Raw genomic sequence first — 23,250 nt, forward strand, 5'->3', positions numbered from 1 at the left:
GGCGCTGCAAGGTTTCTAGGAAGCCTCCGAACAAGGAGGCGTCTATGAAATTCGTGCTTGTCAATCCGCCGCATACCGCCATCGGCAGTCGCGTGCCGGACGATCACCTGCCGCCGCTCGGGCTTCTGGCCATTGGCGGACCGTTGCTCGATGCGGGACATGGCGTGCGTCTGGTCGACGCCGAATTCGGACCCATGTCGCTGATGCAGATCGTGCGTTCCGCCCTCGCCGACGGACCGGATTGCATTCTGATCGGCCATTCCGGCTCGACCTCAGCGCATCCGACCGCCGTCAGAATAGCCGAGATGCTGAAGGCGGAGGCTCCTTCCATCGTCATCATCTACGGCGGCGTGTTCCCGACCTACCACTGGCGCGAGGTGCTCGCGGAAACGGCCGCCTTCGATATCGTCGTGCGCGGCGAGGGGGAGAGGACGATGGTCGCACTCGCCTCGTCGATGGCGGATGCTTCGCCGCTGCATCTGGTCGAGGGCATTGCCTACCGCGACGGTCGCGGCAGCCCGGTGGCGACAAAGCCGGCCCGCACCATCGCAAGGCTGGACGACTATCGCGTCGGCTGGGAACTGATCGACCATAGCCGCTACAGCTACTGGGGCGGCAAGCGCGCGGTGGTCATGCAGTTTTCGCGCGGCTGCCCGCATCTCTGCAATTATTGCGGCCAGCGCGGCTTCTGGACCCGCTGGCGGCATCGCGATCCGGCGCTCTTCGCGAAGGAGATCGCCCGGCTGCACCGGGAGCACGGCGTCGAACTGGTCAATCTCGCCGACGAGAACCCCACATCGTCAAGGAAGGCATGGCGCGCCTTTCTGGAGGCGATGATCGCCGAGGACGTGCCGGTGCTGATCGTGGGCTCGACACGGGCCGACGACATCGTGCGCGATGCCGACATCCTGCATCTCTATCGCAAGGCCGGCGTCATCCGCTGGCTGCTCGGCATGGAAAACACCGACGAGGCGACGCTGAAACTCGTGAAGAAGGGCGGCAGCGTCGCATCCGACCGCGAGGCGATCCGGCTCCTGCGTCGCCATGGCATCCTGTCCATGGCGACCTGGGTGGCCGGCTTCGAGGAGGAGGGCCCGGCTGATCTCTGGCGCGGCTTCCGGCAACTGCTCGCCTACGATCCGGATCAGATCCAGGCGCTTTACGTCACGCCGCACCGCTGGACCCCGTTCTTCCGCATTGCGAAGAACCGCATCGTCATCCAGGCCGACACGCGCAAATGGGACTACAAGCATCAGGTCCTCGAGATGAAGCGCCTCAGGCCGTGGATGCTGTTCTTCGCCGTCAAGCTGATAGAGGTGGCCGTGCAGGCGCGTCCCAGCGCGCTTTGGCGCATCCTCTTCCACCCCGACCCGGAGCAGCGGCATTCCATGCGCTGGTACACGAAGATGGGCCGCCGCGTCTGGTTCCGCGAAATATGGCAGTTCCTGTTCGAGGACCGGCACATCGTGAACGGGCCAAGCCTCGCGGCGTTCTGGGGCGCGCCGCAGGACGCAGAGGAAGAGTCGATGGCGGTCGGCCGTCGCGTCGCGATATTTCCGGAAGCAATGCCGGCAAACAATGACAACGCAAATGCCGCTTGATGCCGGGTTCCCTACTCAGCGGCGGCGGGTACCGGCGGGCGCGTCTGGTCGCCATGCCCGGCGAGCAGTCCTGCTATGGAGATATCTTCATCCAGAGCGTCCCAATGGAGACCGCGACCACTGATGGAAACGGCTTCCCGCTCGGCTCTCGAAGCCCGCAGCAGACGCGGGAACCATGCCAGCGGCACACCGAGCGTTCGGCCGTCCGAAAGCTCGACCCACATGCTGTCGTCATCGAAAGACACTTTCGTCGCCTTAACCAAAGAACTCATGCCATGCCTGCTCGATCTCTTCGCGGCGGTTCTCGATAATCGCGGTCAATTCGCGAAGCGTTCTGGCATTGAAGCCGTCATTGTAAGCTACCACGACTTCCGGACGTAGCCAAAACTTGGCGTCTATGCCGTCCCTGAGTACATGGATGTGGGGCGGTTCCCTCGGATCTCCCTCATTCGAGTAGAAATGGAACTTGAAGCCGTTGTATCGGAAGACGGCCGGCATTCCGCTGCCTCACGGCACGATGAGCGTGCCGGCGCCGTGCTCCGTGAACAGTTCCAAGAGCACCGAATGGGGCGTCTTGCCGTTGAGGATGACGACGCCCTCGACACCGCGCTCGATCGCCTCGATGCAGGTCTCGACCTTGGGGATCATGCCGCCCGAGATGGTGCCGTCCTTGATCAGCTTCTTCGCCTGGCTGACGGTCAGCTCATCGATGAGGTTCTTGTCCTTGTCGAGCACACCCGGCACGTCGGTCAGGAACAGCAGGCGCGTGGCGCTGAGCGCGCCAGCGATGGCACCCGCAAAAGTGTCGGCGTTGATGTTGTAGGTGTGGCCGTCGCGGCCGGGCGCAACGGGCGCGAGGACCGGGATCATCTCCGAGCGCGCCAGAAGATCGAGCAGCGTGCGGTCGACCTCCACCGGCTCGCCGACGAAGCCGAGATCCAGCACCTTCTCGATGTTGGAATCCGGGTCGATCATGGTCTTCTTGGCCTTTTCGGCAAAAACCATGTTGCCGTCCTTGCCACACAGGCCGATCGCCCACTCGCCCTCGGCATTGATAAGCGCGACGATCTCCTTGTTGATGGAGCCGGCCAGCACCATCTCGACGATCTCGACCGTCTTCTGGTCGGTGACGCGCAGTCCGCCCTCGAACTTCGATTCGATGCCCATCTTATTGAGCATCGCGCCGATCTGCGGGCCGCCGCCATGCACGACGATCGGATTGACCCCGGACTGCTTCAGGAGCGCGATGTCGCGCGCGAACGCCTTGCCCAGCGCGTTGTCGCCCATGGCGTGGCCGCCATATTTCACCACCACCGTCTTGTTTTCGTAGCGCTGCATGTAGGGCAGCGCGCGCGACAGCAGGGCGGCCTGCGCTTCGGCGGATTGGGGGATGTCCGTCATGGGTTCTTTTCCGAAGGATGATGGTTTGGCGGCCTCTTATCGAGAAGAGACCGCAGGGGCAATGTTCTTGCTGGCGGAAAGACCGTCTTCAACCACCGCTCGCTGCAAGCGCTATCGCCTCGCGCAGCTCGGCGATGCCGCTGTCCTTCTCCGATGAGGTGACGATGATCCCGGGAAACGCGGCGGGTCTCTTCCTGATCTTCGCCAGCGTGTCCTCGGTGAGCTTCGCCACGCCGGCCGGCTTGATCTTGTCCAGCTTGGTCAGCACGATCTGATAGGAGACGGCCGCCTTGTCGAGCAGCGACAAGACCTCTTCGTCGTTCTTCTTGATGCCATGGCGCGCGTCGATCAGCACATAGACCCGCTTCAGCGTGACCCGGCCGCGCAGATAGTCGAAGATCAGCTTCGTCCATTGGTCGACCTGGCCTTTTGGCGCTTCGGCATAGCCGTAGCCCGGCATGTCGACCAGGGCGATCGGCGGCAGGTCGCCGGCCTCGCCCGAAAAGCCGTCGGGCACGAAATAGTTCAGCTCCTGCGTGCGGCCCGGCGTGTTGGACGTGCGCGCCAGTCCTTTCTGGCCCACCAGCGCGTTGATAAGCGACGACTTGCCGACATTGGAGCGGCCGGCGAAGGCGATCTCAGGCGGCCCTTCCGGCGGCAAAAACTCCATCGCCGGTACGCCCCGTATGAAGACCCATGGCGTCTCGAAGATCGCGGCGGTGACGTTGTTTTCGTTCAAGCGGAAATCTCCTGACGCATGGCTGCGGGTGAAGGTTGCGGCATCCGCCGCGCCCGCAGGCCTCGTTTCCGCCGTGATGACATTTGAGGCGAGGGCATTCAAGGGCCGGGCGCGTTCCCTCGTTGCCACGCCTGCCTTCGCATCTGGCCATTGTCAAAGAACTGGGAAAACGGGCGATCCTCGGACCGCTCGTAAGTTAGCAATGTGCGATCCTCGGATCGCCCGTTCGGCATTCTTCCGGATCAACGCGGCTGTCGCCTGGAGGTCTCGGCTCCCTTTCGGGAACCGAAGGGCCTGACCAACGGCTTGACCCGTTGACCGTCCGCGCCGCCGCATTACCGAGCGACGCAGGCTGCGACAAAGCAGACCCTTTCCGTGCACATCCGGCCGCCACCCGCGGGACACGTTCCCCCGCGACCAACGGCGCCGGCCCATCTCCGCGCAATCACCGTCATGACCGGCGTTCCCGCAAGAACGGCCTTATGTATCAAGAGCACCAAGCGGTGCGGGTACGTAGGCCGATCCTCGGGGAAGGATCGCGCTATGCGCGCATTGATGGGATTAGCTTTTGGCCTCGCCATCGCCTTGTTCGGCTTTGACGCGCAAGCGAGCGTCTTCAACACGAAAATGGAGGACGCCTTTCGGGGCTCGCTTCTTTCTATAATTGACCGGATGGGCGTCGATTACGGCAGAGAGGGACAATGGGAAGTCGTGCTTCTGTCCGAACACGTCACGCCAACTTACCGTGAGGTCAAACCCGATTTCGTTGCCGGTTTGAAAGGTGTCGATTTTCATCTCACCTTCATCTTCTTCAATGAGAGGAGCGAAGGAGTAGTCCCAGCTAAACCAAATCTCGTCGATGACACTTCCATTCGACCTTATTGGCTGGAAATGCGCCGCCTCTTCGCCGGAATAAACCCACGAATGGACCCGCGGCATGTTGGGCAAGCCGCCTACGCCATTAACGTAAGCCGTGCCGATCATAACAACTTCGCTGGCGGGAGACTGGCCAGTGTTAGCAAGCTCAACGGCAGCCGAGAGGCCGTCTTTTCTTATGTGGTATTTGGCCGATTTGCAGAACAAGTAAGCGCGGACCTGGGCCTCTCCCAAGTCGCGTGTCTGAACCGCCCCGGGTTTGCCGGAGGCTCCAACTCCTGAGAAGGTGGAGCCATCATGAGCAAGACGACGAACAAGTTTTCCCCCGAAGTGCGCCAGCGAGCCGTGCGGCTGGTTCTTGATCACGAGCCCGAGCATCCGTCGCGCTGGGCGGCGGTATCATCGGTGGCGGCCAAGATCGGCTGCACGGCGCAAACTCTGAATGAGTGGGTGAAGAAGTTCGAGGTTGATGCCGGCAAGCGGGCCGGTGTGCCGACGGACATGGCAGCGAAGCTGAAGGCTCTGGAGCGGGAGAACCGTGAGCTTCGACAGGCCAACGAGATCCTGCGCAAGGCGAGCGCTTATTTTGCCCAGGCGGAGCTCGACCGCCCTTTCAAACGATGATTGCGTTCATTGACGATCACCGCGAGGTTCACGGGGTCGAGCCGATCTGCAAGGTGCTGCCGATCGCCCCGTCGACCTACCGCAACCATGTCGCCAAGCGGGTCGATCCCGAGAAGCTCTCGGCGCGGGCGAAGCGGGACATGGCCTTAAGGCCGGAGATCGAGCGCGTCTTCGCCGAGAACTTTGAGGTCTATGGCGCGCGCAAGGTCTGGCGGCAGATGCTGCGCGAAGGTTTTACCGTCGCGCGCTGCACCGTCGAACGTCTGATGGCCGGCCTGGGCCTTCACGGCGTCATCCGCGGCAAGGCCATCCGGACTACGGTGCAGGACAAGGCGGCGCCATGTCCGCGCGACCATGTGAACCGGGTCTTCCATGCTCCGGCGCCGAACCGCCTCTGGCTGTCGGACTTCACCTATGTCAGCACCTGGTCGGGTTTCGTCTACGTGGCCTTCGTCATCGATGCCTATGCCCGCCGGATCGTCGGCTGGCGGGTGAGCAGGACCGCCCATGCGGGCTTCGTCCTCGATGCTCTCGAACAGGCTCTGCACGAACGGCGGCCCATCCATCGCGGCGGTCTGGTGCACCATTCCGATAGGGGCTCTCAATATGTCAGCATCCGCTACACCGAGCGCCTGGCCGAAGCCGGCATCGAGCCCTCCGTGGGCAGCGTTGGAGATTCCTACGACAACGCTCTCGCAGAGACGATCAACGGGCTATACAAGGCCGAGGTCATCCATCGACGCGGACCGTGGCGAAGCTTCGAGGCCGTCGAGTTTGCCACGCTGACGTGGGTCGACTGGTTCAACAATCGCCGGCTGCTGGAGCCCATCGGCAACGTCCCGCCGGCTGAAGCCGAGGAGCGCTACTACGCCATGCTGGAAGAACCAGCCATGGCAGCGTGACCCAAACGAAACGGCCTCCGGCAAACCCGGGGCGGTTCATGTCACATCAACGGCATCTTGCGCGGCCTTAGTGGCGTTCTTCGCTTCCAAAACAGCCGCGCCGGCATGTATGGCGGCATCTCGCGTGTGCAGCAGAGTACGCCAGATCAAAACGACACCGACGCCAGTCAGGACAACAGAGAGAGCCGAAGCGACGAACATCCAGAAGGCCCAAACAGCCATGCTCTGTTGGGCGCGCAAATCGGCATCATCGCGCTCACGCTCGGCGTCAGCTGTTACCTTATCTTCCTCGGCTATCAGCTCGCGAATAGCGGGCTCGATGCGTTCGACCGCAGTCAAAAAGCGCTCGGCATAACCTGGCTCTGGAGCGGGATTGCCATCGCGTGCGGCGGCGGCGGTGCTTTGATCGCTGGCGGCTTCTGGCTGGCCGTTGGTGGCGGGTTGCTGGGTCTCCTGCGCGCCTGCGCTGGAAATTAACGCGATGAACGCCACAATCAGCCACACCCGCATAGCGCTCCCCTCAACCTGCGTACATGGTGAGCGAAGCAGGGTCACTACACAAGCGCTTGCTGCTAGTGTTAGGTGCCTTACATGTGGGGGGTTCTATCCAAGACTATGCTTCGGTTCTGGGCCTGCGTGGGTGTGGTCAACACCCTCGTTGGGTTCGCCGGCGTTCCCGACGACCTGTCAACGTGGGAACGATGGATCGACAAAATGGTGAGGGACCCTCTTGTTCTTTCGCTTGCAAAGGACGCGGTAGCCATCGCTCAATTTGTGAACCAAGGATGGTTCAGGGTGGGGCTTGTGATAGTCGGCATTCTGATGATCATATGGCCCTTGCGGTGGTTTTGGCGCATTCGTCACAGAATCATTTTTCGCTGGAGGCGCACTTTGGCAGAACGTTGGCCTGCTGCCGGTTTTTCGGACACGAGGTTAAGCTAACATAGCTTTCTCCTCGAACTCGACAGGACTCAGGTAGCCCAGTGTCGAGTGCCTCCGTCGGGGGTTGTAGAAGCGCTCGATGTAATCGAACACATCTGCCCTTGCGTCGTCCCTTTTCCTGTAGACCTTGCGGGCTGTCCGCTCGGTTTTCAGCGACGAGAAGAAGCTCTCCATCGCGGCATTGTCCCAGACGTTGCCCGACCGGCTCATCGAACAGGTGATGCCATGGTCGGCCATCAGGCGCTGGAACTGCTCGCTTGTATATTGCGATCCCTGGTCCGAGTGATGGAGCAGGCTGTCGGGTTTGCCTCGGCGCCAGATCGCCATGATGAGGGCGTCGGTCACGAGCTGGGCCGTCATCTCTGCCTTCATCGCCCAACCCACGACACGGCGGGAGAACAGGTCGACGACGGCGGCAACGTAGAGCCATCCCTCGGCGGTCCAGATGTAGGTGAAGTCGGCGATCCACTTCTGGTTCGGCGCCGATGCCTCGAATGCGCGGTCAAGCAGGTTGTCCGACACGGAGGCTCGCTCGCCCGTATCCTTCGGCAATCCACGGCGTCGGGGCCGAGCACGCAGCCCGTTCTCCCGCATGAGCCTTTCGACACGATGAAGGCCGCAGGAGAAGCCTTCGGCCAGCACGTCATGCCAGACACGACGGGCGCCATAGGTTCGGTCGCTGCTCTTGAAGCTGCGGTCGATCCGGGGAATGAGCACCTCGTCGCGCCGCGACCGGGCGCTGGGGCTGCGGTTGAGCCAGGCATGGAAGCCCGAGCGGGAGACGTCCAGCGCACTGCACAGCCATGCCACCGGCCAGATCGAACGGTGCTTCGCGATGAAGGCGAATCTCATATCGCTTCCCTCGCGAAGTAGGCTGCGGCCTTTTTTAGGATGTCGCGTTCCGCCTTCAGCTTCGCCACTTCCTTGCGCAGCCGGTCGATCTCCTGCTGCTCTGGCTTCATCTGACCATGGCCGGGAAACGCATGCTGTCGATCGGCAGCGAACTCCCTGACCCACTTGCGCAGCACGTTCTCGTGGAGATCCAGATCACGGGCAGCCTGCGCAACAGCAACGCCTCGATCCTTCACCAACCTCACCGCCTCAAGTTTGAACTCGCGGCTGAACTTCCTTCTCTGCATTCCCACTCTCCAGTTCCGTCAAACACCTTATCTCGGTGTCCACGAAACCGGCAGCAGGCCACGTGTATGGATTGCACATGATGATGCAATCGGCGTTATTAAGGAAAGCTCATGGGGCCGCCTCAAGGCGCCGAACATTGTTCGAACTGTCAGCGTTTTGGACTCCATCGCGCTGTCTCTAACTAAAGAGAGAACCGTATTCGGAATGTCCGAATCTCAAAAGAAATTGTTGAAGTATGATGTGTTCGTGGACAGGACACTTGATCAGTTCTGTATTTCTAATGAGGCGGCGTGCCGGATTGAAGAAGGCCAAAAGCAGGTGGACGAGACGGCGCTCCAAGCGTTCCTTCGACGCGCAATTGACGACGAAATCAACGATGAATTTGGGGCGGTTCCAAACTTCAAAGTCACCTTAAGTGAGTCTCAAGTCGTTAGCGCCAATGGCCTCTAGGCATTGAAGCAAGAACGCCGCACTGAATCCCCCTCGGCTGATCTTGTTGTTCAGATTACGTTCTGTCTCATGAATGTCCATAGCGGCCAATCTTTCCGCTAACAGCGCATAGGTCATGCCTTTGCGCTTCAATTCCGCTTTGAGAAGATTCTTCGCACGGTTTTCAAACTCAATGGTTTGAGGGTCATTCTTCGCTGCCACGCCGTATCCTTAAAATATCATCATATACGATGATATAAATCCTTGACTTCGATGATTCAAGTCCTCATATACGATGTATAATATCATCGGATATGGAGACAAATGGCGCAACACTTCCTTCTCTCGGCTGAATCGCGGACTCTTTCGCTGAAGGAGATTTATCGCAGTGGCGAGGAAAAGGCTTACGACACGTTTAAGCGGCTCCGCTGGTCGGAGACGAAAGGCGAGCCTGTTTGCCCGAAGTGCGGGTGCCTCGACCACTATGACATTCCGACCCGCCGCAAGTTCAAGTGCGCGGCCTGCCATGCCCAATTCAGCGTTACGAGCGGCACGATGTTCGCTTCGCGCAAACTGTCTTTCACGGACTTGCTGGCCGCGATCTGTCTGTTCGTAAACGGCTCCAAGGGCATGTCGGCAGTCCAATTCTCCCGCGATCTGGACGTGCAATACAAGACGGCTTTCGTTCTGGCGCACAAGCTGCGTGAGGCGCTTGCGGCTGAAACCGTGACGGAAATGCTGGACGGCGAAGTCGAGATCGACGGTGCCTATTTCGGCGGTCATGTCCGTCCTGAAAACCACATAGAGGACCGTAAGGACCGCCGCCGTAGCGAGAACCGTTCCGAGCGCCGCCGTGTTGTCGTGGCGCTTCGCCAGCGCTCGGGCCGCACTCTGTCATTCGTTCGCATGAGCGAGGCTGATGGCGTTGAGATCGCCCGCGCCCGCATGATCGCCGGAGCCAAACTATTTGCCGATGAGGCAACGCATTGGGACGCGCTGGAAATGCAGTTCGACTCCACCCGCATCAACCACAGCCTTTCCTACAGCGACGGTCACGGCAAGCATACGAATTGGGTGGAAAACTATTTCAGCCGCCTTCGCCGCATGGTTCGTGGGCAGCATCATTTCGTTTCGCACAAGTACCTGTATCAGTACGCCAATCACGCTGCTTGGCTGGAAGATCACCGCCGCCGTTCCAATGGCGGGAATGCGATGGCACTGCTCGGTGGCTCACTCAACCATCCTGTGAGCCGTATATGGGCAGGGTACTGGCAGCGATCGATTGCCGGTTAGGATGTCTGTTTGACAATCAGTGTTAGGAGTACGCCGAAACCGGACCATATCAGCACGGTCATAGGCAGCATTCTGCGCTCGAAGCGCCTCATGACCTCTTGAAGGTCTTTCTTTGTTGCCGGTCCTTCCATTTGCATATCATGTCACGGGCGGGCCTGTCTCGCAATGACACTTGCATCCTTGCCGCAGCGCTTCACTCCAACATTCATCATGTCAGTCGCCATAGATAGCCGGTATCTCCATTCTGAAAGTTCGCACGATTCTGGCTTTTGAGTTTGCTCAGCGCCCGACTTACCTTGTCCGTGAGCGCTACCATGAATGGCTTTTCATCTACTGCCCAACCTTTGTCGCGAGCGATGACAAGGGCAATTGCCGCTGCTTGTAACCCTTCCGGACTGGCGCGAAGGATCGTCACGATAAGGCGGCCCAACTCCTTTCGATGGAATAGGCCAGAGGAACAAGCTCTACGCACGGGTAAAGAGGCTTGATCGCCAGTGTAACCCATAATCCGTAGCGCCGCGTCCAAATGACGAAGATCCAAGCGAAGTCTGGATACCTTTGTTTCAAGATGGCCTATCGCGCCAACAACCTCTGAGCGGCGGCGGAGTAGGGCGTGAATGCCAGGATCGTTTTCCATGCGGCAAGTTTAGTTGATCTGCCGCCGCCAAGCACCATATTTTGTGGTGCCGTTGATACATAAGGCCGCGCAAGAAGGACGAGGGCATTATGGCGGGGAACCGGCGAACGGGGAGAAGATTGCGGGGAGGATTCGTGGAAGTGACTGATGTTGCTGGGAGAAAGTTTCGAGAGGCGGCGGATTTGTCCCCGCGTCCGACGCGATATCCGCCGCCGTCCCTTCCTTCTCCCCTTGTGGGAGAAGGGAGCGCGCTTTTCGCCCAGCGTCTCATCCGTCCACAGCGCTCAGGCATGGATCCTATGGTCGCGCTCCGCTTCGCTGCGCTTGCCATAGGATGACGAAGGGAGAGAAAAGGCATGCTGGCGGCATCACCCGGCCGGGTCCCCGCCGCTTCGCAGCGTCCCGGCGTTCGCTGGCCTTTCATCGTGCCACTGGCACGATGAATTCACTTCGTGAACCGGCCGCTCACCCCATCGTGCCGATCTTTTCGGGCCTGATGCGGTAGGTGACGCGGACTTCGCCGGGCCTCCGCCAAGGATACGTGTCCTGCCCGATGTATTTTTTGGCCAGAGCGTCGATCTGCGCTTCGGCGCCCTCGGTGGTGATGTCGATGACACGCCCGCGCACCATAAGCGCGCGATAGGCGTTGTCGGGATCGACGGCCGAAACCGCCACGCGCGGATCGCGGCGGACATTCTTATCCTTCACCCGCCCGACAGCCGAATTGATGAGGATATCGTCGCCTTCGACGTCGACCCACACCGGGCTCGTCTGTGGGCTGCCGTCGGCCATGACCGTGGTGAAGTGCACGAGCACCGGCTGTTTGAGGATGGTTTTCCAGTTTTCCGGCAGCGACATGGGCGGTTCCTCTTGTCCAAAGAACGTCTGCCGTCACTCTACGGCGACGGCAGGAGGCAGACAAGCGCCTGCTACTCGGCCGGTTTGGGCTTTCGCTTGAACAGGCCGGCGAGATTGTCCCAGAGCTCGATCTTGGCGCCCTGACGCTTCATGATGACACCCTGCTGGATGATCGAGAGCGTGTTGTTCCACGCCCAGTAGATGACGAGACCGGCCGGAAACGAGGCCAGCATGAAGGTGAAGATCACCGGCATCCAGTTGAAGATCATCGCCTGTGTCGGATCGGGCGGCGTCGGGTTCATGCGCATCTGCAGGAACATGGTGACGCCCATGATCAGCGGCCATACGCCGATATGCAGGTATTGCGGCACCATGAAGGGCAGCAGGCCGAACAGGTTGAAGATCGAGGTCGGGTCCGGCGCGGCCAGATCCTGGATCCAGCCGAAGAACGGCGCGTGCCGCATCTCGATGGTGACGTAGAGCACCTTGTAGAGCGCGAAGAAGACCGGGATCTGCAGCAGCACCGGCCAGCAGCCGGCAATCGGATTGATCTTCTCGGTCTTGTAGAGCTCCATCATCGCCTGCTGCTGCTTCATCTTGTCGTCCGCGTATTTTTCGCGGATTTCCAGAAGCTTGGGCTGCACCATCTTCATGTTTGCCATGGACTTGTAGGATTTGTTGGCAAGCGGGAAGAAAACGAGCTTTACGGCCACGGTGGTGGCCAGAATGGCGAGGCCGAAATTGCCGAGCAGTTTGTAGAACCAGTCGATGAGGTGGAACATCGGCTTGGTGATGAAATAGAACCAGCCCCAGTCGATCAGCAGGTCGAACTGCCGGATCTGCCGGTCGGACTCATAGGCCTGCACCTTGGCCACTTCCTTGGCTCCGGCGAAGACCAGCGTCTCGATCGTGTCGGACGCGCCGGGCGCGACGGTGATCGTGTCGGTGAGGAAGTCGGACTGATAGCGGGTGCGGCCGTCCTCAAGATAGCTGAAGCGCGGCTGGAAGGGCTGCTTGCCGGAAGGCACCAGCGCCAGCGCCCAGTATTTGTCGGTGATGCCCAGCCAGCCATCCGTGGACTTGCCCGGCACGACAGCCTTGTCGTCCTCGATCGTCGCGTACTTGATCTCCTGCAGGCCTTCCTCGCCAGTGACGCCGATCAGGCCTTCATGCAGCACGTAGATGGATGCGTGGGTCGGCTTGTCGAAACGCGTGACGCGCCCGTAGTTGTTGAGCGACACCGGCCCGCCGCTGCCGTTGGTGACCGTGTCGGTGACCGTGAACATGTAGTTCTGGTCAACCGAGATCTGGCGATTGAAGGTAACGCCCTTGTCGTTGGTGTAGGTGAGCACCACCGGCGTGGCGGGCGTCAGCGTCGGCGTGCCCTCGACCGTCCAGACCGTGTCGGGACCCGGAACCGCGCCGCTGTCGGCGCCGCCCACATAGCCGATCTCGGCGTAGAAGCCGTTGGGCAGCGACGAGGGATTGAGCAGCTCGATGTTCGGCGAATCCTTCTCGACCGTCAGGCGGTAGGCCTTGAGCTTCACATCGTCGATGCGCGCGCCCTTGAGGTTGATGGAGCCGGAAATGCTCGGCGTGTCGATGGCGATGCGCTGCGAGCCGGCAAGAGCCTGCTGGCGGCTTTCGACCGTGGCGCCGTCGGTGCCGGGCACGGTCGTGCCGGGTGCGGCCGGCGTCGTGGTGGTCTGGCCCGGGGCCTGCTGGCCGGGATTCTGCTGCTCGACACGCTCGGCTTCGATGCGGGCCTGCTCGCGCTCCTTCTCGATGCGCGGATTCATGTAGAAAACCTGCCACAAGGTCAGGATCAGCACCGAAAGAACGATGGTGATGAAGAAGTTGCGGTTGTTTTGCATCATGACCTTGTCTCTGCGCTATCGGCGGCCGCGGATGCGCCGAGAGAGTTCCGCCGCGATTTCGGTGAAAGGGGCGGAGACCAGCTCCGTCCGTCCGACGATCACATAGTCACTGCCGTCCGACATGTCAGCGGCGGCATGAAGGCGCACGGCCTCGCGCAGCCGCCGGCGGATGCGGTTGCGCGCGACGGCGTTGCCGGCCTTCCTGGTGACCGTATAGCCGACGCGTGGCGCATTCGTATCGCCGCGGTCGAGCACTTCCAGCAGGAAAAGCCGCCCGCGGCGCTTCTCGCCACCGCGGACGGCCAGGAATTCGGCCCGCTTGCCGAGCCGCTTCGGCAGCGGACGCACAGGCGTGCCGTTATCCGGCAAGGGATATGCCCGCTCAGGCGGACAAACGCTTGCGGCCGCGGTTGCGGCGCGCGGCGACGACGCCGCGTCCGCCCTTCGTGGCCATGCGTGCACGGAAGCCGTGACGCCGCTTGCGGACGAGCTTGGATGGTTGATAGGTGCGCTTCATTTATTTGATACCGCGGGGTGCGGCCCTTCTTGGTTCTGTCTCGATGAACAGGAGCGTTGTCCGGTCTGCGGTGGCGCAAACGAAATTTGCGCCGGAGCCATCGGCCCGAACGTGCGGCGGCTTATAGAAAGAAGGTCCGCCAGTGTCAATTCGCCCCGTCGCTGCCCGATTCGTGCGCGAGGTGTCGTTTTCCGCTGTTTCAATTGGCAAATCGGCCGCCTTGTCCTATTGCTTTCCGCATGCGGGTCGTCAGGCGGGGCTGGCTCCCGCCCGATGTGGAAAGGAAGAATGGACGCCAGCCCGTCCACCGAAAACGGCAGCCGCGACCGCGGGCAGGACCCGACGGTGCCGCTGGCGCGCGGCCTTTCGGCCAAGCTGCTGGTGCTCACCGTCATCTTCGTGCTGGTCGCCGAAGTGCTGATCTTCGTCCCCTCCATCGCCAATTTCCGGCTGAGCTGGCTCGAGGAGCGCCTCGCAACGGCCGCCGCGGTCAGCATCGTGCTTCTTCAGAACGAGGCGACGGACGCCCAGCCCACCCTGCAGAAGGACGTGCTGATGGCGATCGGCGCCAAGGCCATCGCCGTGCGCGACGAAGACGGCGTGTCGCGACTTCTGGCCGTGTCGGAGATGCCCAAGGAGGTCGACGAGCACATCGACCTGCGCGCCGGCACGCTGCTCAACTCGATCGGCCCGGCGCTCGACACCATGCTCTCCGGCGGCAAGCGCATGATGCGCGTCTATGGAACCGTGGGCGACAGCGACAAGGTGTTCGAGATCGTCATGCCCGACTGGCGCCTGCGCCGCGCCATGCTCCTCTATTCGTGGAACGTGGCCGTGGTTTCGCTGCTCATCTCGGTGTTCACGGCGCTCCTCGTCTATACCGCGATCGACCGCATCATGATCCGCCCCATCCGCGGCATGACGGCCTCCATGCTCGCCTTTTCCCGCGCCCCCGAGGAAAGCACCGGCATCATCAGGCCGGAGCCGCGCACCGACGAGATCGGCGTGGCCGAGCGCGAGCTGGCCGGCATGCAGACCTCGCTGCAGAAGATGCTGGCCGAGCAGCGCCACCTCGCCGATCTCGGACTGGCCGTGTCGAAGATCAACCATGACATGCGCAACATGCTGTCGTCGGCCCAGCTTCTGTCGGACCGCCTGCGCTCGATCAAGGACCCTGCGGTGCAGTCGCTGGCGCCGAAGCTGGTGCGCACGCTGGACCGCGCCGTCGCCTATTCGAGCGGCGTTCTGGCCTATGGCCGCACGCAGGAGCCGCCGCCGGCCCGGCGACGCGTAAAACTCTTCCAGCTCGTGGATGAGGTGGAGGATGCGGTCGGGGCCGAGGCATCGGGTATCGACTTCGTCAACGCCGTCGACCCGGCCTTCGAGGTCGACGCCGATTCCGACCAGCTCTTTCGCGTGCTCTCGAACCTCTGCCGCAACGCCGTGCAGGCCATGTCGGGCGACGACGACGAGGCGGTTGTCCGCCGCCTCACCGTTTCCGCCGAGCGCATCGGCAGCGTCAGCCGCATCCTCGTCACCGACACCGGTCCCGGCCTGCCCGCGAAAGCGCGCGAAAACCTGTTTACCGCTTTCCGCGGCTCGGCGCGCAGCGGCGGCACGGGCCTCGGCCTCGCCATCGCGCAGGAGCTCGTCCGCGCCCATGGCGGCACGCTTGAGCTGGTGGAGAGCATCGGCGGCCGCACGGTCTTCGCGGTTTCCATTCCGGATCAGCCCGTCAGTCTGGAACAGGCGCGCGGCGCGCTGCGACGTCCGGCTTGATGAGCCTGGCCGTACGGTCGCGGCCGGTGAGGCGCAGGCAGACCCAAGGACTCCGAGCCGGAGCACGTCTTCAGCCTGCGAGCACGCGGTTTCCGGCGCCGGACGATTTGCTGTCATTTGCACTTGCAATTCGACCGGCGGCTCGCTAGGTAGCGCCTCTGTTCGGTGGCTGGCCTTTCGCTGGTCATCGAGGCCGTCTTGACGGCCTTGCGCCCGTAGCTCAGCTGGATAGAGCACCAGACTACGAATCTGGGGGTCAGGAGTTCGAATCTCTTCGGGCGCGCCACTCACAAGTCATTGAATTTCCTAAGAAAATTGATCTCGCGGCTTAGCGCCATGTGTTTCCCGTTTGGGCGTCGTGGGTACAGCGTGGGTACATCAGCCTGAAGGCGGGTGCGCTTAGGCATCCCATTTTTCGTTATGTTTTTCCGCTGCTTGGTCGGTCATTTGTTGTGTCAGACAACAACTCGAGTAGTCCGACATGACCGACGAACCCGCCCTCAAGCCTGAAGCCCGCATCGTTTCCGACAAGCCGCGGTCGACCACCGTCGCGCTGGTCCATCCCGTCGAGTTCGACGGCAAGCTCTATGAAAGCGTCACCATCCGCCGCGTGACCGGCAAGCAAGTCGACGACTTCATTCGCGCCAGCGCCGCCCTGAAGGAAGACGAGCCTCAGCCTCAGCTTCCGTGCCTCGACTTCCCGCGTGAAGTTTATGACGAGATGGATGACGACGATCGGCTGCGGGTGGAGGAGGCCCTTCTCCCTTTTTTGCCCCGGCGGTTGATGCTGGGGGCCGCATTCGCCCAGGAGACGTCCGCAGCTACGTCCGCACTGTAGCCCGTCGCTACAGCACACCGCTACCGGACGTCCTCGCTATGGATTGGCTGGAAATCATCGAACATGCGCTCGCTGCGAGCCACGAAGAGTATCTTGAGAAGATGCTCGACGTGAAGCTCGCCGGCGCCAAACTTATTGGGTGAACGCATGGCCCGGACCCTGGTCGGCCAATTAATTCTGAAACTTCGCGCCGAAGGACTCGGCGAAGCCGACAAGGTCGCGCGCACGCTACGTGACATTGACAGCGCCGCCCGGACGCTCGGAAAGGTGCGCGCCGGCGATTGGGGCGCGGCCTTCGGCAAGCAGCTTGCCCAGCTCAAGGCCACTCCCGCCGAGATTGAAGCAGTCCGTCGTTCCTGGACGAACCTCGTTGCGGATCTCGACAATAAGAACATCACGAAGGCGCTGCGCAAGCAGAAGATCTCGACGTGGAAGACCGCGACCATCTCTCATCTGGCCGCAGTCCGGGCTGAAGCGCAGGAGACCGAAAAGCGCATCGTGGCCATGCACCGGTCGCTCGGCTACGGGCTCAAGCCTCTCATGGTCATGGGCGGCGGCTACACCGGAGCCTATCTCGGCGGCGTCATGGGCCGTGAGGCGCTGATCGCCGCATCGAATGAACGGCGGGTGCAGGCCGAAGCGAAGTATGCCGGCCTCGACGTCGGTGAACGCGGCAAGATCGACACCCGCGCCGACGAGCTCGCTGAGCGGTATCGGCTGCAAAAGTCCGAGATCTACGATGTTCTCAAGGAAGCGTCCCTGTCGATGCCCTCGACGGAGGCGGCCCTCAACGTCTCCGAGGAAATGGCAAGGGCATACCTTGTTCTCTCGAACATGATGGGGCCGGAAGGTGCGCTTGGTGGGCTGCGCCAGTTTAACAAGGCGCTCGACAACATCGAAAGGGTGACGCCGGAGGAGTACCGGTACGGCCTTGAGAATTTTATCAAGGCGCAGCAGATCGTCGGGCGTGACATCGATCCGACGGCCTTCGCCGAAGCGATCAAGTACGCCCGCGCCGGCGGCAAGGTGTTCGGCGACGAGTTTCTGTTCCAATGGCTGCCGATGCTTATCGCCGAGAGTGGCGGGAGCGATAGCGGCACCCAACTTCGCGCCGCCTTCGATCAGTTTATCGTCGGTCGCGCTTCAAAGGCGGCCTTGAGCGAGCAAGAGGCACTCGGGCTTCGCGACGAGGCGGGGCGCTTGCTCAATCAGGAGAAATTCACGGAAAATCCGCTGACGTGGATATGGGATACCATGCTCCCAAAACTCCGCGAAAAGGGCGTCGACACTGAGAATGAGACAGAGCTGGCCCGCGTTGTGGGCCAACTCACAAACAACCGGCTGTCTTCTGACCTGATCCTTCGCGCCATCCTGTCGATGGAGCAATATCGTCGGCTGGTCGAACAGAGGCTCCCCAACGCCGTCGGGCTCGATGCGGCGGACACGATCCAGGCGGACAACCCGTTTGCCGCCTTCGAGGGCTTCAAAAGCAGCATGCAAAACCTCTCCGCCGCCATCTTGCCGATGGATCACGTCAGCGCGGCGTTGAACACGTTGGCCGACGGCATCAACGCCTTGGCCGCGGCGGCACGGGAGAACCCAGCACTTACCGCCCTTGGCATCGGTGTTGGGGGCGCGGCCCTTTACGGCGCCGGCAAATTCGGCATCAGCAAGATGGCCGACATGTTCGGGCTGCGGGCATCTGCGGTGGCACTCGACGGTTCAGCCGCAGCATTGACGAGGGCGGCGATCGCGCTTGGCGGCGCAGGAGTAGCGGACGGCGCAGTTCCGGATGGATCTGGCAAAGCGAATGCCGGTGGCGCGGGGGCATTGGGGCTTCTGGGCCGTGCCGGCGGTGCGCTGGCGGTTTGGGCACTCGCGGTGCAGTCGATGGGGACACTCCTGGCGACACCTTCGAAGATCAGGTTGCGAACCAAAAGAAGGCCCGTGAAGCACTCGAAAGCACTGTGGGTGCACTGGATTGGAAGCGCCTTCTGTTCGGGGCGGCGGCAGATCCTGACTTCAATTTCCGCGACCATTTCAAGATCGAGACCGGTGTGAATGGCGGCACCTCTGCCCCTCCGGCCGCCGGCGGCCCCTCTGCCTCTCCAGCGGCTGGCGGATCGATCGACGCAATGCTGTCTGGCATGGAGCGGCTTCGCACAGAAGCGGCACAGACCGGCACCGATGTTCAAAACTCCCTCGGCGTGACCGTCCGGCCAAATATCGACAGTTCGTCGATCGACGCCTTCCTCGCGAAGGTGCGGGCGGCCTTGTGGGAGCTTGAGCGGTTGGGATCGGCTGCATCAGCCGCGGCCGGGAACACCGACCGCCAACTTCGCCGCAGCATGGCCGATTACGGGGTTGCCCCATGATCGGCGCACTCGATGTCATGGCAACCGGTATCGGCGCCATCCTGCTCTACGGGACGCTACGGCGCGGCAAATGGGATCGCGCCAATGCCCTGGCTTACGGCATGTGTGCTGTTGGCGTGTCCTGGCTGCTGATCCGGCTCTGGACCCAGCAGTTCACCGGCTCCCTCTGATCGAACTGGAGAATTCGATGCAAGTGAAAGAACTCAACCCTGCGCTGCCGACGCCGGCGATCTTCTACGACATGAATTTCGGCGCCGGCGCGTGGGCGCTCGCCGAAGACGCGCTTGGCAGCCTCATGAGCGCGGGTGAACGCGCGTTCGAGCGTTTCGCCAGAGGTGAATTTCTCGAACCAGAGGCGCTCGAGGCCTATCGCGCAACCCACCTGGTGGGAACGCGGCGCATCGGCGTGCGCGGCCGCGACACGGCAATAATCTACCTCGAAGGCACGCTCGTGAAACGCGAGACGTGGCTGTCACAACTGCTCGGGCTCCCGACTTACGAGACGCTCTTTCAGGATCTGCACGTCGTCGCCAACAACGACAAGATACAGTCGATCATCCTCTACATCGACTCGCCCGGCGGCGAGGTAAACGGGTGCAGCGAGTTGGCCGACGCCGTCTATGCGCTCCGGCGCAAGAAGCCCGTCACCGCCTACGTCAGTGGCCAGGCTTGTTCCGCGGCATATTGGATCGCCTCGGCGGCAGAGAAGATTGTCGTCAGCGACATGGCGATGCTCGGCAGCATCGGCGTCTCAATGACTGTTAGTGACACATCGAAGCGTGACGAACAGCGGGGCGTCAAGCGCTGGGAGGTCGTGTCGTCGCAGTCGCCTAACAAACGGCCGGATATCAACACCGACAGGGGCCGCGCCGCCGTCCAGAAGATCGTCGACGATCTTGCCGAAGTCTTCATAAGGGATATCGCGAAGCACCGTGGCGTCAGCGCCCAGACCGTGGTCGAGAAATTCGGCAAAGGCGGCGTCGAGATCGGCAAGAATGCCATCAAGGCAGGTATGGCCGATGCGGTGGATCAGTTCGAAAACGTGCTCGCGAGTGCGCAGCGGCGGACGGGCTCAATCACCAAAACCAACGCCTCGACCGCCGCCGCCGCGCCGGCCACCACCTCACCTCCGAAATGGACCGCAGAACAGGCGGCGAAAATGCTTGCGGACCAAAAAGCGGCGGATGCGGCCAGAGCGGCTGCGGCCGAAACCGAGCGTAAGGCCAAGATCGACGCCATGTGGAAGAGCGCGGCGGACACCGTCAACGCCGGCCTGCCGTCCACCGCCGTAAAATCGGAACTCTGATCAACCACCCCAACAGGACAAGGAGAAACGAATGTCCCTCATTGACAGCATCATCCCCAAACGCCGCGGTCGGCCGTCCAAAGCCGTCACCGAAGCCAACGCAGCCGTTGAGCGGCTGGGTAAAGATCTCGCGAGGCTGAACGCCAAACGTGACGAACTCGCCAGCCGGCAGGCAGAAGCCCAGGCCGCTTTCGACAAGGCCAAGGAGCAGCGCCGCTCCGCGCTCACCTCCGACCCTGGCGCCGACATCACGGCGCTGTCTCGCGCGGTTCGTGATGCGGAAGATCATCTGCAGATGTTCGCCGACGCACTGGCGGACATCGACGGCCAGATCGCCAGCGTCACCACGGAGCGCGACGCCCAGGATCTTGCCGGCAAGCGCGAGCAGGTCGCCGGTCACTTCGAAGGCATCGCCGATGCCGTCGACGAGGCGGCAGCCGAACTAGAGAAGGCCGTGGCCGGCGTATCCAAGGCTTTCGATAAGCTGAAAGATGCCATTCCCGACGACTATGCGTTGATTGAGATCGAATGGCCGGAATACAAGCGCCCTTGGGGGCCGGCGCGGCCGCACGAACTTGCCACGGTGATTTTCGCTGAAGCGTTGTATCGCCAGCAGCCAGACATCTTCATCAAGGAGCGGTCTACCTTCGCACTGCACCGCTTCTTCGAAACGCACCGGAAGCCGACGACCAAGCTGTACGGGGCACCGCCAGAGCCGACCGACGCCTCCGCCGCGGCAACGACGCTGATCGGAGATCGCAACCGGGCGCATGCCGACGCCATTCGCCGCGGTGAGATCGATCTCACGTCCGGGCGGCGCATCGAGCGGAAGCCTGAGCTGGAAGCCGAGCCTGCGCGGCCGGAACACTCCGAGGTCGAAGTCTTCGTGACGAAGGATTTTCGCTACGTCAGCAGCGACAACGATTTCAACTGCTGGGAAACCGTCAGTCGGCTGTCAAGGCGCTGGCTTCCTGAGCCGGTGGCGGATGCCGCTGTTGAGTCCGGCTTCGCCCTGCGGATGGACACGCCGGAAGGGCGCGATGCCTTCGAGGGCCATCAAGTATATCAAAAGACCGCGATACTGTCGTGGGACGGCCCGAAGCACTTCACCGACTTTGCGGATCTCGGCGACCCGCTGGGCTTCTTTGGCGGCGAGAAGCCTCCGAGGCCAAAGACATTGCACGCGGTGGACCACGCCGCGTGACCGACGTCACGGCGGGCCACTCCACCCGTCGCGACTGGCTGAGCCGCCGGCTTGTCCCCGGACGTTACCCGAGCTCAGCACCTCCGCTGCCGCGCGTTGGACCGTTGGCGCGGAAAGGCCATCCCCGAGCTTTTCGTGGAGCTCGGGGATGGCCGTCTGCTTTCGTTTACGCTTGCTCAGGCGCCGCACTCCACCCAATTTTCAGCCTTTGGCAGCGCCCAGCGGACGGTCGAGAAGCTTAAAGCGCTCGTACATGTCTGCGAGCGGCTCGCCCTTGGCGACCGCCACGCGGATTTCGTCCTCGGCGGCGACGACCGCCTCGGCCTTCTCGAGCACTTCCAGGGTAAGGGCCTTGGGGATCACGACGACGCCATCGATGTCACCGAAGAGATAGTCGCCAGGGTGAATCACGACGTTGCCGATACGCACGCTGACGTTCATGTCGGTGATCTTCCAGCGTCCCATGGCGTCCGCCGCGCAGCGGAAACGCGAGAAGACGGGAAAGCCGAGTTTGCGGATATAGCCGGTATCACGGATGCCGCCGTCCACGACGGCGCCCACACAGCCCTTTGCCATGGCGGAATTGCTCATCAATTCGCCCCAATGGCCTACCGTCATGTCTCCGCTGGTGTCCCACACGGCGACGCAATCCGGCAGGAATTCCTCAAGGATGCGGGGACCGATGCCAAGATCCAGTTCGGCGGTTGCGTGGCCTTTCGCCGTGAAGGCGGGGCCGGCAATCTTCATGTCGTCGTCCAACGGCCGGATCTCATGCGGGAGCAGCTGATTCCACAGTCCCTTCTTGTCCAGAATGTCGGCGACCGCCGGCACGTACAGCCGCTTGAATCTCTCGGCAATCTTGCCGGCATCGTTCATGGTTCTTGCTCCGTGATTAGGATGTTGGATCGGTGTTGTGGAGGGTGGCGGGGTCGAAGCCCATCCGTACGGAAAGCTGCTGCGCCGCCGCGATGACCTGGGGTGCCAGTTCGAGCAGTCGGTCGCGCGGCGTGCGGAAGTCCGGACAGGATACGCTGATCCCCGCAATGACCTTCCCGGTATGATCGTAAACCGGCGCGCCAACGCAGCGGATTCCTTCCTCATACTCGATATCGTTGATCGCAAACCCCATCTCGCGAACCCTTTTGAGCGCGAAGCGAAGCTCTTGCGGATCGGTGATGGTGTTGGACGTCAGGCGTTCCGCGCCTTGGCCGAGAAGCGCCTCCAAATCGTCGGCCGTGCTGTAGGCCAGGAGCACCTTGCCGATGGAGGTGGCATGGAGTGGGCTGCTGGCGCCTACGCGCGACACCATCCTTATCGATCGATTGGGCTCGGCCTGCTCGATGAGAACGACCTTGTCGCCGCCGCTGACGCCGAGATGCGCGGTTTCATTGGTCGTCGCCACAAGTTGCTGCAGGATAGGCAGCGCCTCCCGTCTGAGGTCCAGTCCTCCGAGATACGCGCTGCCCAATGTCAGGCACCAGGGGCCGAGACTGTATCGCCCGTCATTCCGAGCCGAGGCCAACTGAAGCTCGCAGAGCGTGGCAAGCAGGCGGTGCGTCGTCGCCTTCGGCTGACCGCAGGCAGACGCGAGTTCTCCGAGCGAAAGCGGGCTTGCGCTCGCCACGAGGACCGACAGCAGATCGACCCCCTTACGTAGCTGGCCGCTCGTATCCCGGTCGCGCACATCGTAGAAATCGGAATGGTGTTTCATCATTTCTTTTTCATCCTCTCGAACAAAAAGCGCGCTGTCAAACGGAATTTTGAGCGCAAAAATAAAGAAAATAAGCGCGAAATGATCGCTTGACATCCGGACAAGATCGCAAATAGGAAATGGAACGCATTCCGTTTTTGGATCAGGGAGGAGCAAATGACGATTTTGATCGGAACAGGCGTCCGCATCGCGGCCGGCCTC

24 protein-coding genes, 1 tRNA gene and 1 other annotated feature are annotated in these 23,250 nt (G+C 61.9%); of the genes, 12 read left to right on the forward strand and 13 right to left on the reverse strand.

Going from position 1 to position 23,250, the window contains the following annotated elements; all coding sequences use genetic code 11:
- Positions 1 to 44: 44 nt before the first annotated feature.
- Positions 45 to 1,601 (forward strand): magnesium-protoporphyrin IX monomethyl ester anaerobic oxidative cyclase, encoded by a 1,557-nt coding sequence (bchE, locus tag M9955_11520; protein MCO5082273.1) that lies wholly within the window; start codon positions 45 to 47, stop codon positions 1,599 to 1,601.
- A gap of 11 nt (positions 1,602 to 1,612) precedes the next feature.
- Here the strand turns inward: bchE and M9955_11525 are convergent, their stop codons facing one another.
- From M9955_11525 to yihA, 4 genes are all read right to left on the reverse strand, one after another.
- Positions 1,613 to 1,873 (reverse strand): DUF2442 domain-containing protein, encoded by a 261-nt coding sequence (locus M9955_11525; protein MCO5082274.1) that lies wholly within the window; start codon positions 1,871 to 1,873, stop codon positions 1,613 to 1,615.
- Positions 1,857 to 2,099 (reverse strand): DUF4160 domain-containing protein, encoded by a 243-nt coding sequence (locus M9955_11530; protein ID MCO5082275.1) that lies wholly within the window; start codon positions 2,097 to 2,099, stop codon positions 1,857 to 1,859. The genes M9955_11525 and M9955_11530 overlap by 17 nt, the downstream gene beginning before the upstream one ends.
- A gap of 9 nt (positions 2,100 to 2,108) precedes the next feature.
- Positions 2,109 to 3,002: an acetylglutamate kinase gene (argB, locus tag M9955_11535; GenBank protein ID MCO5082276.1), complete on the reverse strand. Its 894-nt coding sequence runs from the start codon at positions 3,000 to 3,002 to the stop codon at positions 2,109 to 2,111.
- Between the two features lie 88 nt (positions 3,003 to 3,090).
- Positions 3,091 to 3,672 (reverse strand): ribosome biogenesis GTP-binding protein YihA/YsxC, encoded by a 582-nt coding sequence (yihA, locus tag M9955_11540; GenBank protein MCO5082277.1) that lies wholly within the window; start codon positions 3,670 to 3,672, stop codon positions 3,091 to 3,093.
- Between the two features lie 612 nt (positions 3,673 to 4,284).
- On the opposite strand from yihA, the gene M9955_11545 reads away from it, so the two are divergent.
- The gene (locus tag M9955_11545) at positions 4,285 to 4,899 is read left to right on the forward strand and encodes a hypothetical protein (protein ID MCO5082278.1); all 615 of its coding nucleotides are present in this window, start codon (positions 4,285 to 4,287) and stop codon (positions 4,897 to 4,899) included.
- Between the two features lie 15 nt (positions 4,900 to 4,914).
- A protein-coding gene (locus M9955_11550; protein ID MCO5082279.1) for an IS3 family transposase occupies positions 4,915 to 6,143 on the forward strand; the annotation gives its coding sequence in 2 pieces (ribosomal slippage) (positions 4,915 to 5,203 and positions 5,203 to 6,143; 1,230 coding nt in all).
- Positions 5,196 to 5,312: a sequence feature (AL1L pseudoknot), on the forward strand. It overlaps the preceding gene by 117 nt.
- Positions 6,144 to 6,179: 36 nt before the next feature.
- Here M9955_11550 and M9955_11555 read toward each other — a convergent pair.
- From M9955_11555 to M9955_11565, 3 genes are all read right to left on the reverse strand, one after another.
- Entirely contained in the window at positions 6,180 to 6,647 is a 468-nt protein-coding gene (locus M9955_11555) for a hypothetical protein (protein ID MCO5082280.1), read from the reverse strand.
- 429 nt (positions 6,648 to 7,076) lie between these two features.
- Positions 7,077 to 8,224, reverse strand: a protein-coding gene (locus M9955_11560; protein ID MCO5082281.1) for an IS3 family transposase whose coding sequence is annotated in 2 segments (ribosomal slippage) — positions 7,077 to 7,975 and positions 7,975 to 8,224 — 1,149 coding nt in all. Because the reading frame shifts where the segments join, the coding sequence is not laid out codon by codon here.
- A 412-nt stretch (positions 8,225 to 8,636) separates the two neighbouring features.
- A complete protein-coding gene (locus tag M9955_11565; GenBank protein MCO5082282.1) occupies positions 8,637 to 8,876 on the reverse strand; it encodes a DUF6471 domain-containing protein in 240 nt (79 codons plus the stop codon).
- 102 nt (positions 8,877 to 8,978) lie between these two features.
- On the opposite strand from M9955_11565, the gene M9955_11570 reads away from it, so the two are divergent.
- On the forward strand, positions 8,979 to 9,947 hold the full coding sequence (locus tag M9955_11570; protein MCO5082283.1) for an IS1595 family transposase: 969 nt from the start codon (positions 8,979 to 8,981) through the stop codon (positions 9,945 to 9,947).
- Positions 9,948 to 11,049: 1,102 nt separating this feature from the next.
- Here M9955_11570 and M9955_11575 read toward each other — a convergent pair.
- The 4 genes from M9955_11575 to rpmH all read right to left on the reverse strand — a co-directional run bounded on the left by M9955_11575 (position 11,050) and on the right by rpmH (position 13,836).
- Positions 11,050 to 11,442 carry a PPOX class F420-dependent oxidoreductase gene (locus M9955_11575; GenBank protein MCO5082284.1) on the reverse strand — a complete coding sequence of 131 codons (393 nt, stop codon included), beginning with the start codon at positions 11,440 to 11,442 and terminating at the stop codon, positions 11,050 to 11,052.
- 71 nt (positions 11,443 to 11,513) lie between these two features.
- Positions 11,514 to 13,316: a membrane protein insertase YidC gene (gene yidC, locus M9955_11580; protein ID MCO5082285.1), complete on the reverse strand. Its 1,803-nt coding sequence runs from the start codon at positions 13,314 to 13,316 to the stop codon at positions 11,514 to 11,516.
- 18 nt (positions 13,317 to 13,334) lie between these two features.
- On the reverse strand, positions 13,335 to 13,688 hold the full coding sequence (gene rnpA / locus M9955_11585; protein MCO5082286.1) for a ribonuclease P protein component: 354 nt from the start codon (positions 13,686 to 13,688) through the stop codon (positions 13,335 to 13,337).
- 13 nt (positions 13,689 to 13,701) lie between these two features.
- Positions 13,702 to 13,836, reverse strand: a complete 135-nt coding sequence (gene rpmH, locus M9955_11590; protein MCO5082287.1) for a 50S ribosomal protein L34 — start codon at positions 13,834 to 13,836, stop codon at positions 13,702 to 13,704.
- A 288-nt stretch (positions 13,837 to 14,124) separates the two neighbouring features.
- On the opposite strand from rpmH, the gene M9955_11595 reads away from it, so the two are divergent.
- The 8 genes from M9955_11595 to M9955_11630 all read left to right on the forward strand — a co-directional run bounded on the left by M9955_11595 (position 14,125) and on the right by M9955_11630 (position 21,338).
- Entirely contained in the window at positions 14,125 to 15,615 is a 1,491-nt protein-coding gene (locus M9955_11595) for a HAMP domain-containing histidine kinase (protein MCO5082288.1), read from the forward strand.
- Between the two features lie 209 nt (positions 15,616 to 15,824).
- Positions 15,825 to 15,901: transfer RNA gene (locus tag M9955_11600), tRNA-Arg, on the forward strand.
- Between the two features lie 195 nt (positions 15,902 to 16,096).
- A complete protein-coding gene (locus tag M9955_11605) occupies positions 16,097 to 16,453 on the forward strand; it encodes a phage tail assembly protein (GenBank protein ID MCO5082289.1) in 357 nt (118 codons plus the stop codon).
- A 147-nt stretch (positions 16,454 to 16,600) separates the two neighbouring features.
- Entirely contained in the window at positions 16,601 to 18,514 is a 1,914-nt protein-coding gene (locus tag M9955_11610) for a hypothetical protein (protein MCO5082290.1), read from the forward strand.
- A 74-nt stretch (positions 18,515 to 18,588) separates the two neighbouring features.
- A complete protein-coding gene (locus M9955_11615; GenBank protein MCO5082291.1) occupies positions 18,589 to 18,828 on the forward strand; it encodes a hypothetical protein in 240 nt (79 codons plus the stop codon).
- The gene (locus M9955_11620) at positions 18,825 to 18,998 is read left to right on the forward strand and encodes a hypothetical protein (protein MCO5082292.1); all 174 of its coding nucleotides are present in this window, start codon (positions 18,825 to 18,827) and stop codon (positions 18,996 to 18,998) included. The genes M9955_11615 and M9955_11620 overlap by 4 nt, the downstream gene beginning before the upstream one ends.
- A 71-nt stretch (positions 18,999 to 19,069) precedes the next feature.
- Entirely contained in the window at positions 19,070 to 20,134 is a 1,065-nt protein-coding gene (locus M9955_11625) for a S49 family peptidase (protein MCO5082293.1), read from the forward strand.
- A gap of 31 nt (positions 20,135 to 20,165) precedes the next feature.
- On the forward strand, positions 20,166 to 21,338 hold the full coding sequence (locus tag M9955_11630; protein ID MCO5082294.1) for a hypothetical protein: 1,173 nt from the start codon (positions 20,166 to 20,168) through the stop codon (positions 21,336 to 21,338).
- 201 nt (positions 21,339 to 21,539) lie between these two features.
- Here M9955_11630 and M9955_11635 read toward each other — a convergent pair whose 3' ends face one another.
- Positions 21,540 to 22,214, reverse strand: a complete 675-nt coding sequence (locus M9955_11635) for an RraA family protein (GenBank protein MCO5082295.1) — start codon at positions 22,212 to 22,214, stop codon at positions 21,540 to 21,542.
- Between the two features lie 16 nt (positions 22,215 to 22,230).
- Positions 22,231 to 23,145, reverse strand: coding sequence for an IclR family transcriptional regulator (locus M9955_11640; protein ID MCO5082296.1), 915 nt, complete (start codon positions 23,143 to 23,145; stop codon positions 22,231 to 22,233).
- Positions 23,146 to 23,250: the final 105 nt, after the last annotated feature.

The organism is Rhizobiaceae bacterium, assembly GCA_023953845.1.
GTDB lineage: Bacteria > Pseudomonadota > Alphaproteobacteria > Rhizobiales > Rhizobiaceae > Arvimicrobium.

Excerpts from the sequence above, each read along its gene's own strand:
- bchE (MCO5082273.1), top strand. The coding sequence starts at position 45 with ATGAAATTCGTGCTTGTCAATCCGCCGCATACCGCCATCGGCAGTCGC.
- M9955_11525 (MCO5082274.1), bottom strand. The coding sequence starts at position 1,873 with ATGAGTTCTTTGGTTAAGGCGACGAAAGTGTCTTTCGATGACGACAGC.
- M9955_11530 (MCO5082275.1), bottom strand. The coding sequence starts at position 2,099 with ATGCCGGCCGTCTTCCGATACAACGGCTTCAAGTTCCATTTCTACTCG.
- argB (MCO5082276.1), bottom strand. The coding sequence starts at position 3,002 with ATGACGGACATCCCCCAATCCGCCGAAGCGCAGGCCGCCCTGCTGTCG.
- yihA (MCO5082277.1), bottom strand. The coding sequence starts at position 3,672 with ATGGAGTTTTTGCCGCCGGAAGGGCCGCCTGAGATCGCCTTCGCCGGC.
- M9955_11545 (MCO5082278.1), top strand. The coding sequence starts at position 4,285 with ATGCGCGCATTGATGGGATTAGCTTTTGGCCTCGCCATCGCCTTGTTC.
- M9955_11570 (MCO5082283.1), top strand. The coding sequence starts at position 8,979 with ATGGCGCAACACTTCCTTCTCTCGGCTGAATCGCGGACTCTTTCGCTG.
- M9955_11575 (MCO5082284.1), bottom strand. The coding sequence starts at position 11,442 with ATGTCGCTGCCGGAAAACTGGAAAACCATCCTCAAACAGCCGGTGCTC.
- yidC (MCO5082285.1), bottom strand. The coding sequence starts at position 13,316 with ATGCAAAACAACCGCAACTTCTTCATCACCATCGTTCTTTCGGTGCTG.
- rpmH (MCO5082287.1), bottom strand. The coding sequence starts at position 13,836 with ATGAAGCGCACCTATCAACCATCCAAGCTCGTCCGCAAGCGGCGTCAC.
- M9955_11595 (MCO5082288.1), top strand. The coding sequence starts at position 14,125 with ATGGACGCCAGCCCGTCCACCGAAAACGGCAGCCGCGACCGCGGGCAG.
- M9955_11605 (MCO5082289.1), top strand. The coding sequence starts at position 16,097 with ATGACCGACGAACCCGCCCTCAAGCCTGAAGCCCGCATCGTTTCCGAC.
- M9955_11610 (MCO5082290.1), top strand. The coding sequence starts at position 16,601 with ATGGCCCGGACCCTGGTCGGCCAATTAATTCTGAAACTTCGCGCCGAA.
- M9955_11615 (MCO5082291.1), top strand. The coding sequence starts at position 18,589 with ATGCTGTCTGGCATGGAGCGGCTTCGCACAGAAGCGGCACAGACCGGC.
- M9955_11620 (MCO5082292.1), top strand. The coding sequence starts at position 18,825 with ATGATCGGCGCACTCGATGTCATGGCAACCGGTATCGGCGCCATCCTG.
- M9955_11625 (MCO5082293.1), top strand. The coding sequence starts at position 19,070 with ATGAATTTCGGCGCCGGCGCGTGGGCGCTCGCCGAAGACGCGCTTGGC.
- M9955_11630 (MCO5082294.1), top strand. The coding sequence starts at position 20,166 with ATGTCCCTCATTGACAGCATCATCCCCAAACGCCGCGGTCGGCCGTCC.
- M9955_11635 (MCO5082295.1), bottom strand. The coding sequence starts at position 22,214 with ATGAACGATGCCGGCAAGATTGCCGAGAGATTCAAGCGGCTGTACGTG.
- M9955_11640 (MCO5082296.1), bottom strand. The coding sequence starts at position 23,145 with ATGTCAAGCGATCATTTCGCGCTTATTTTCTTTATTTTTGCGCTCAAA.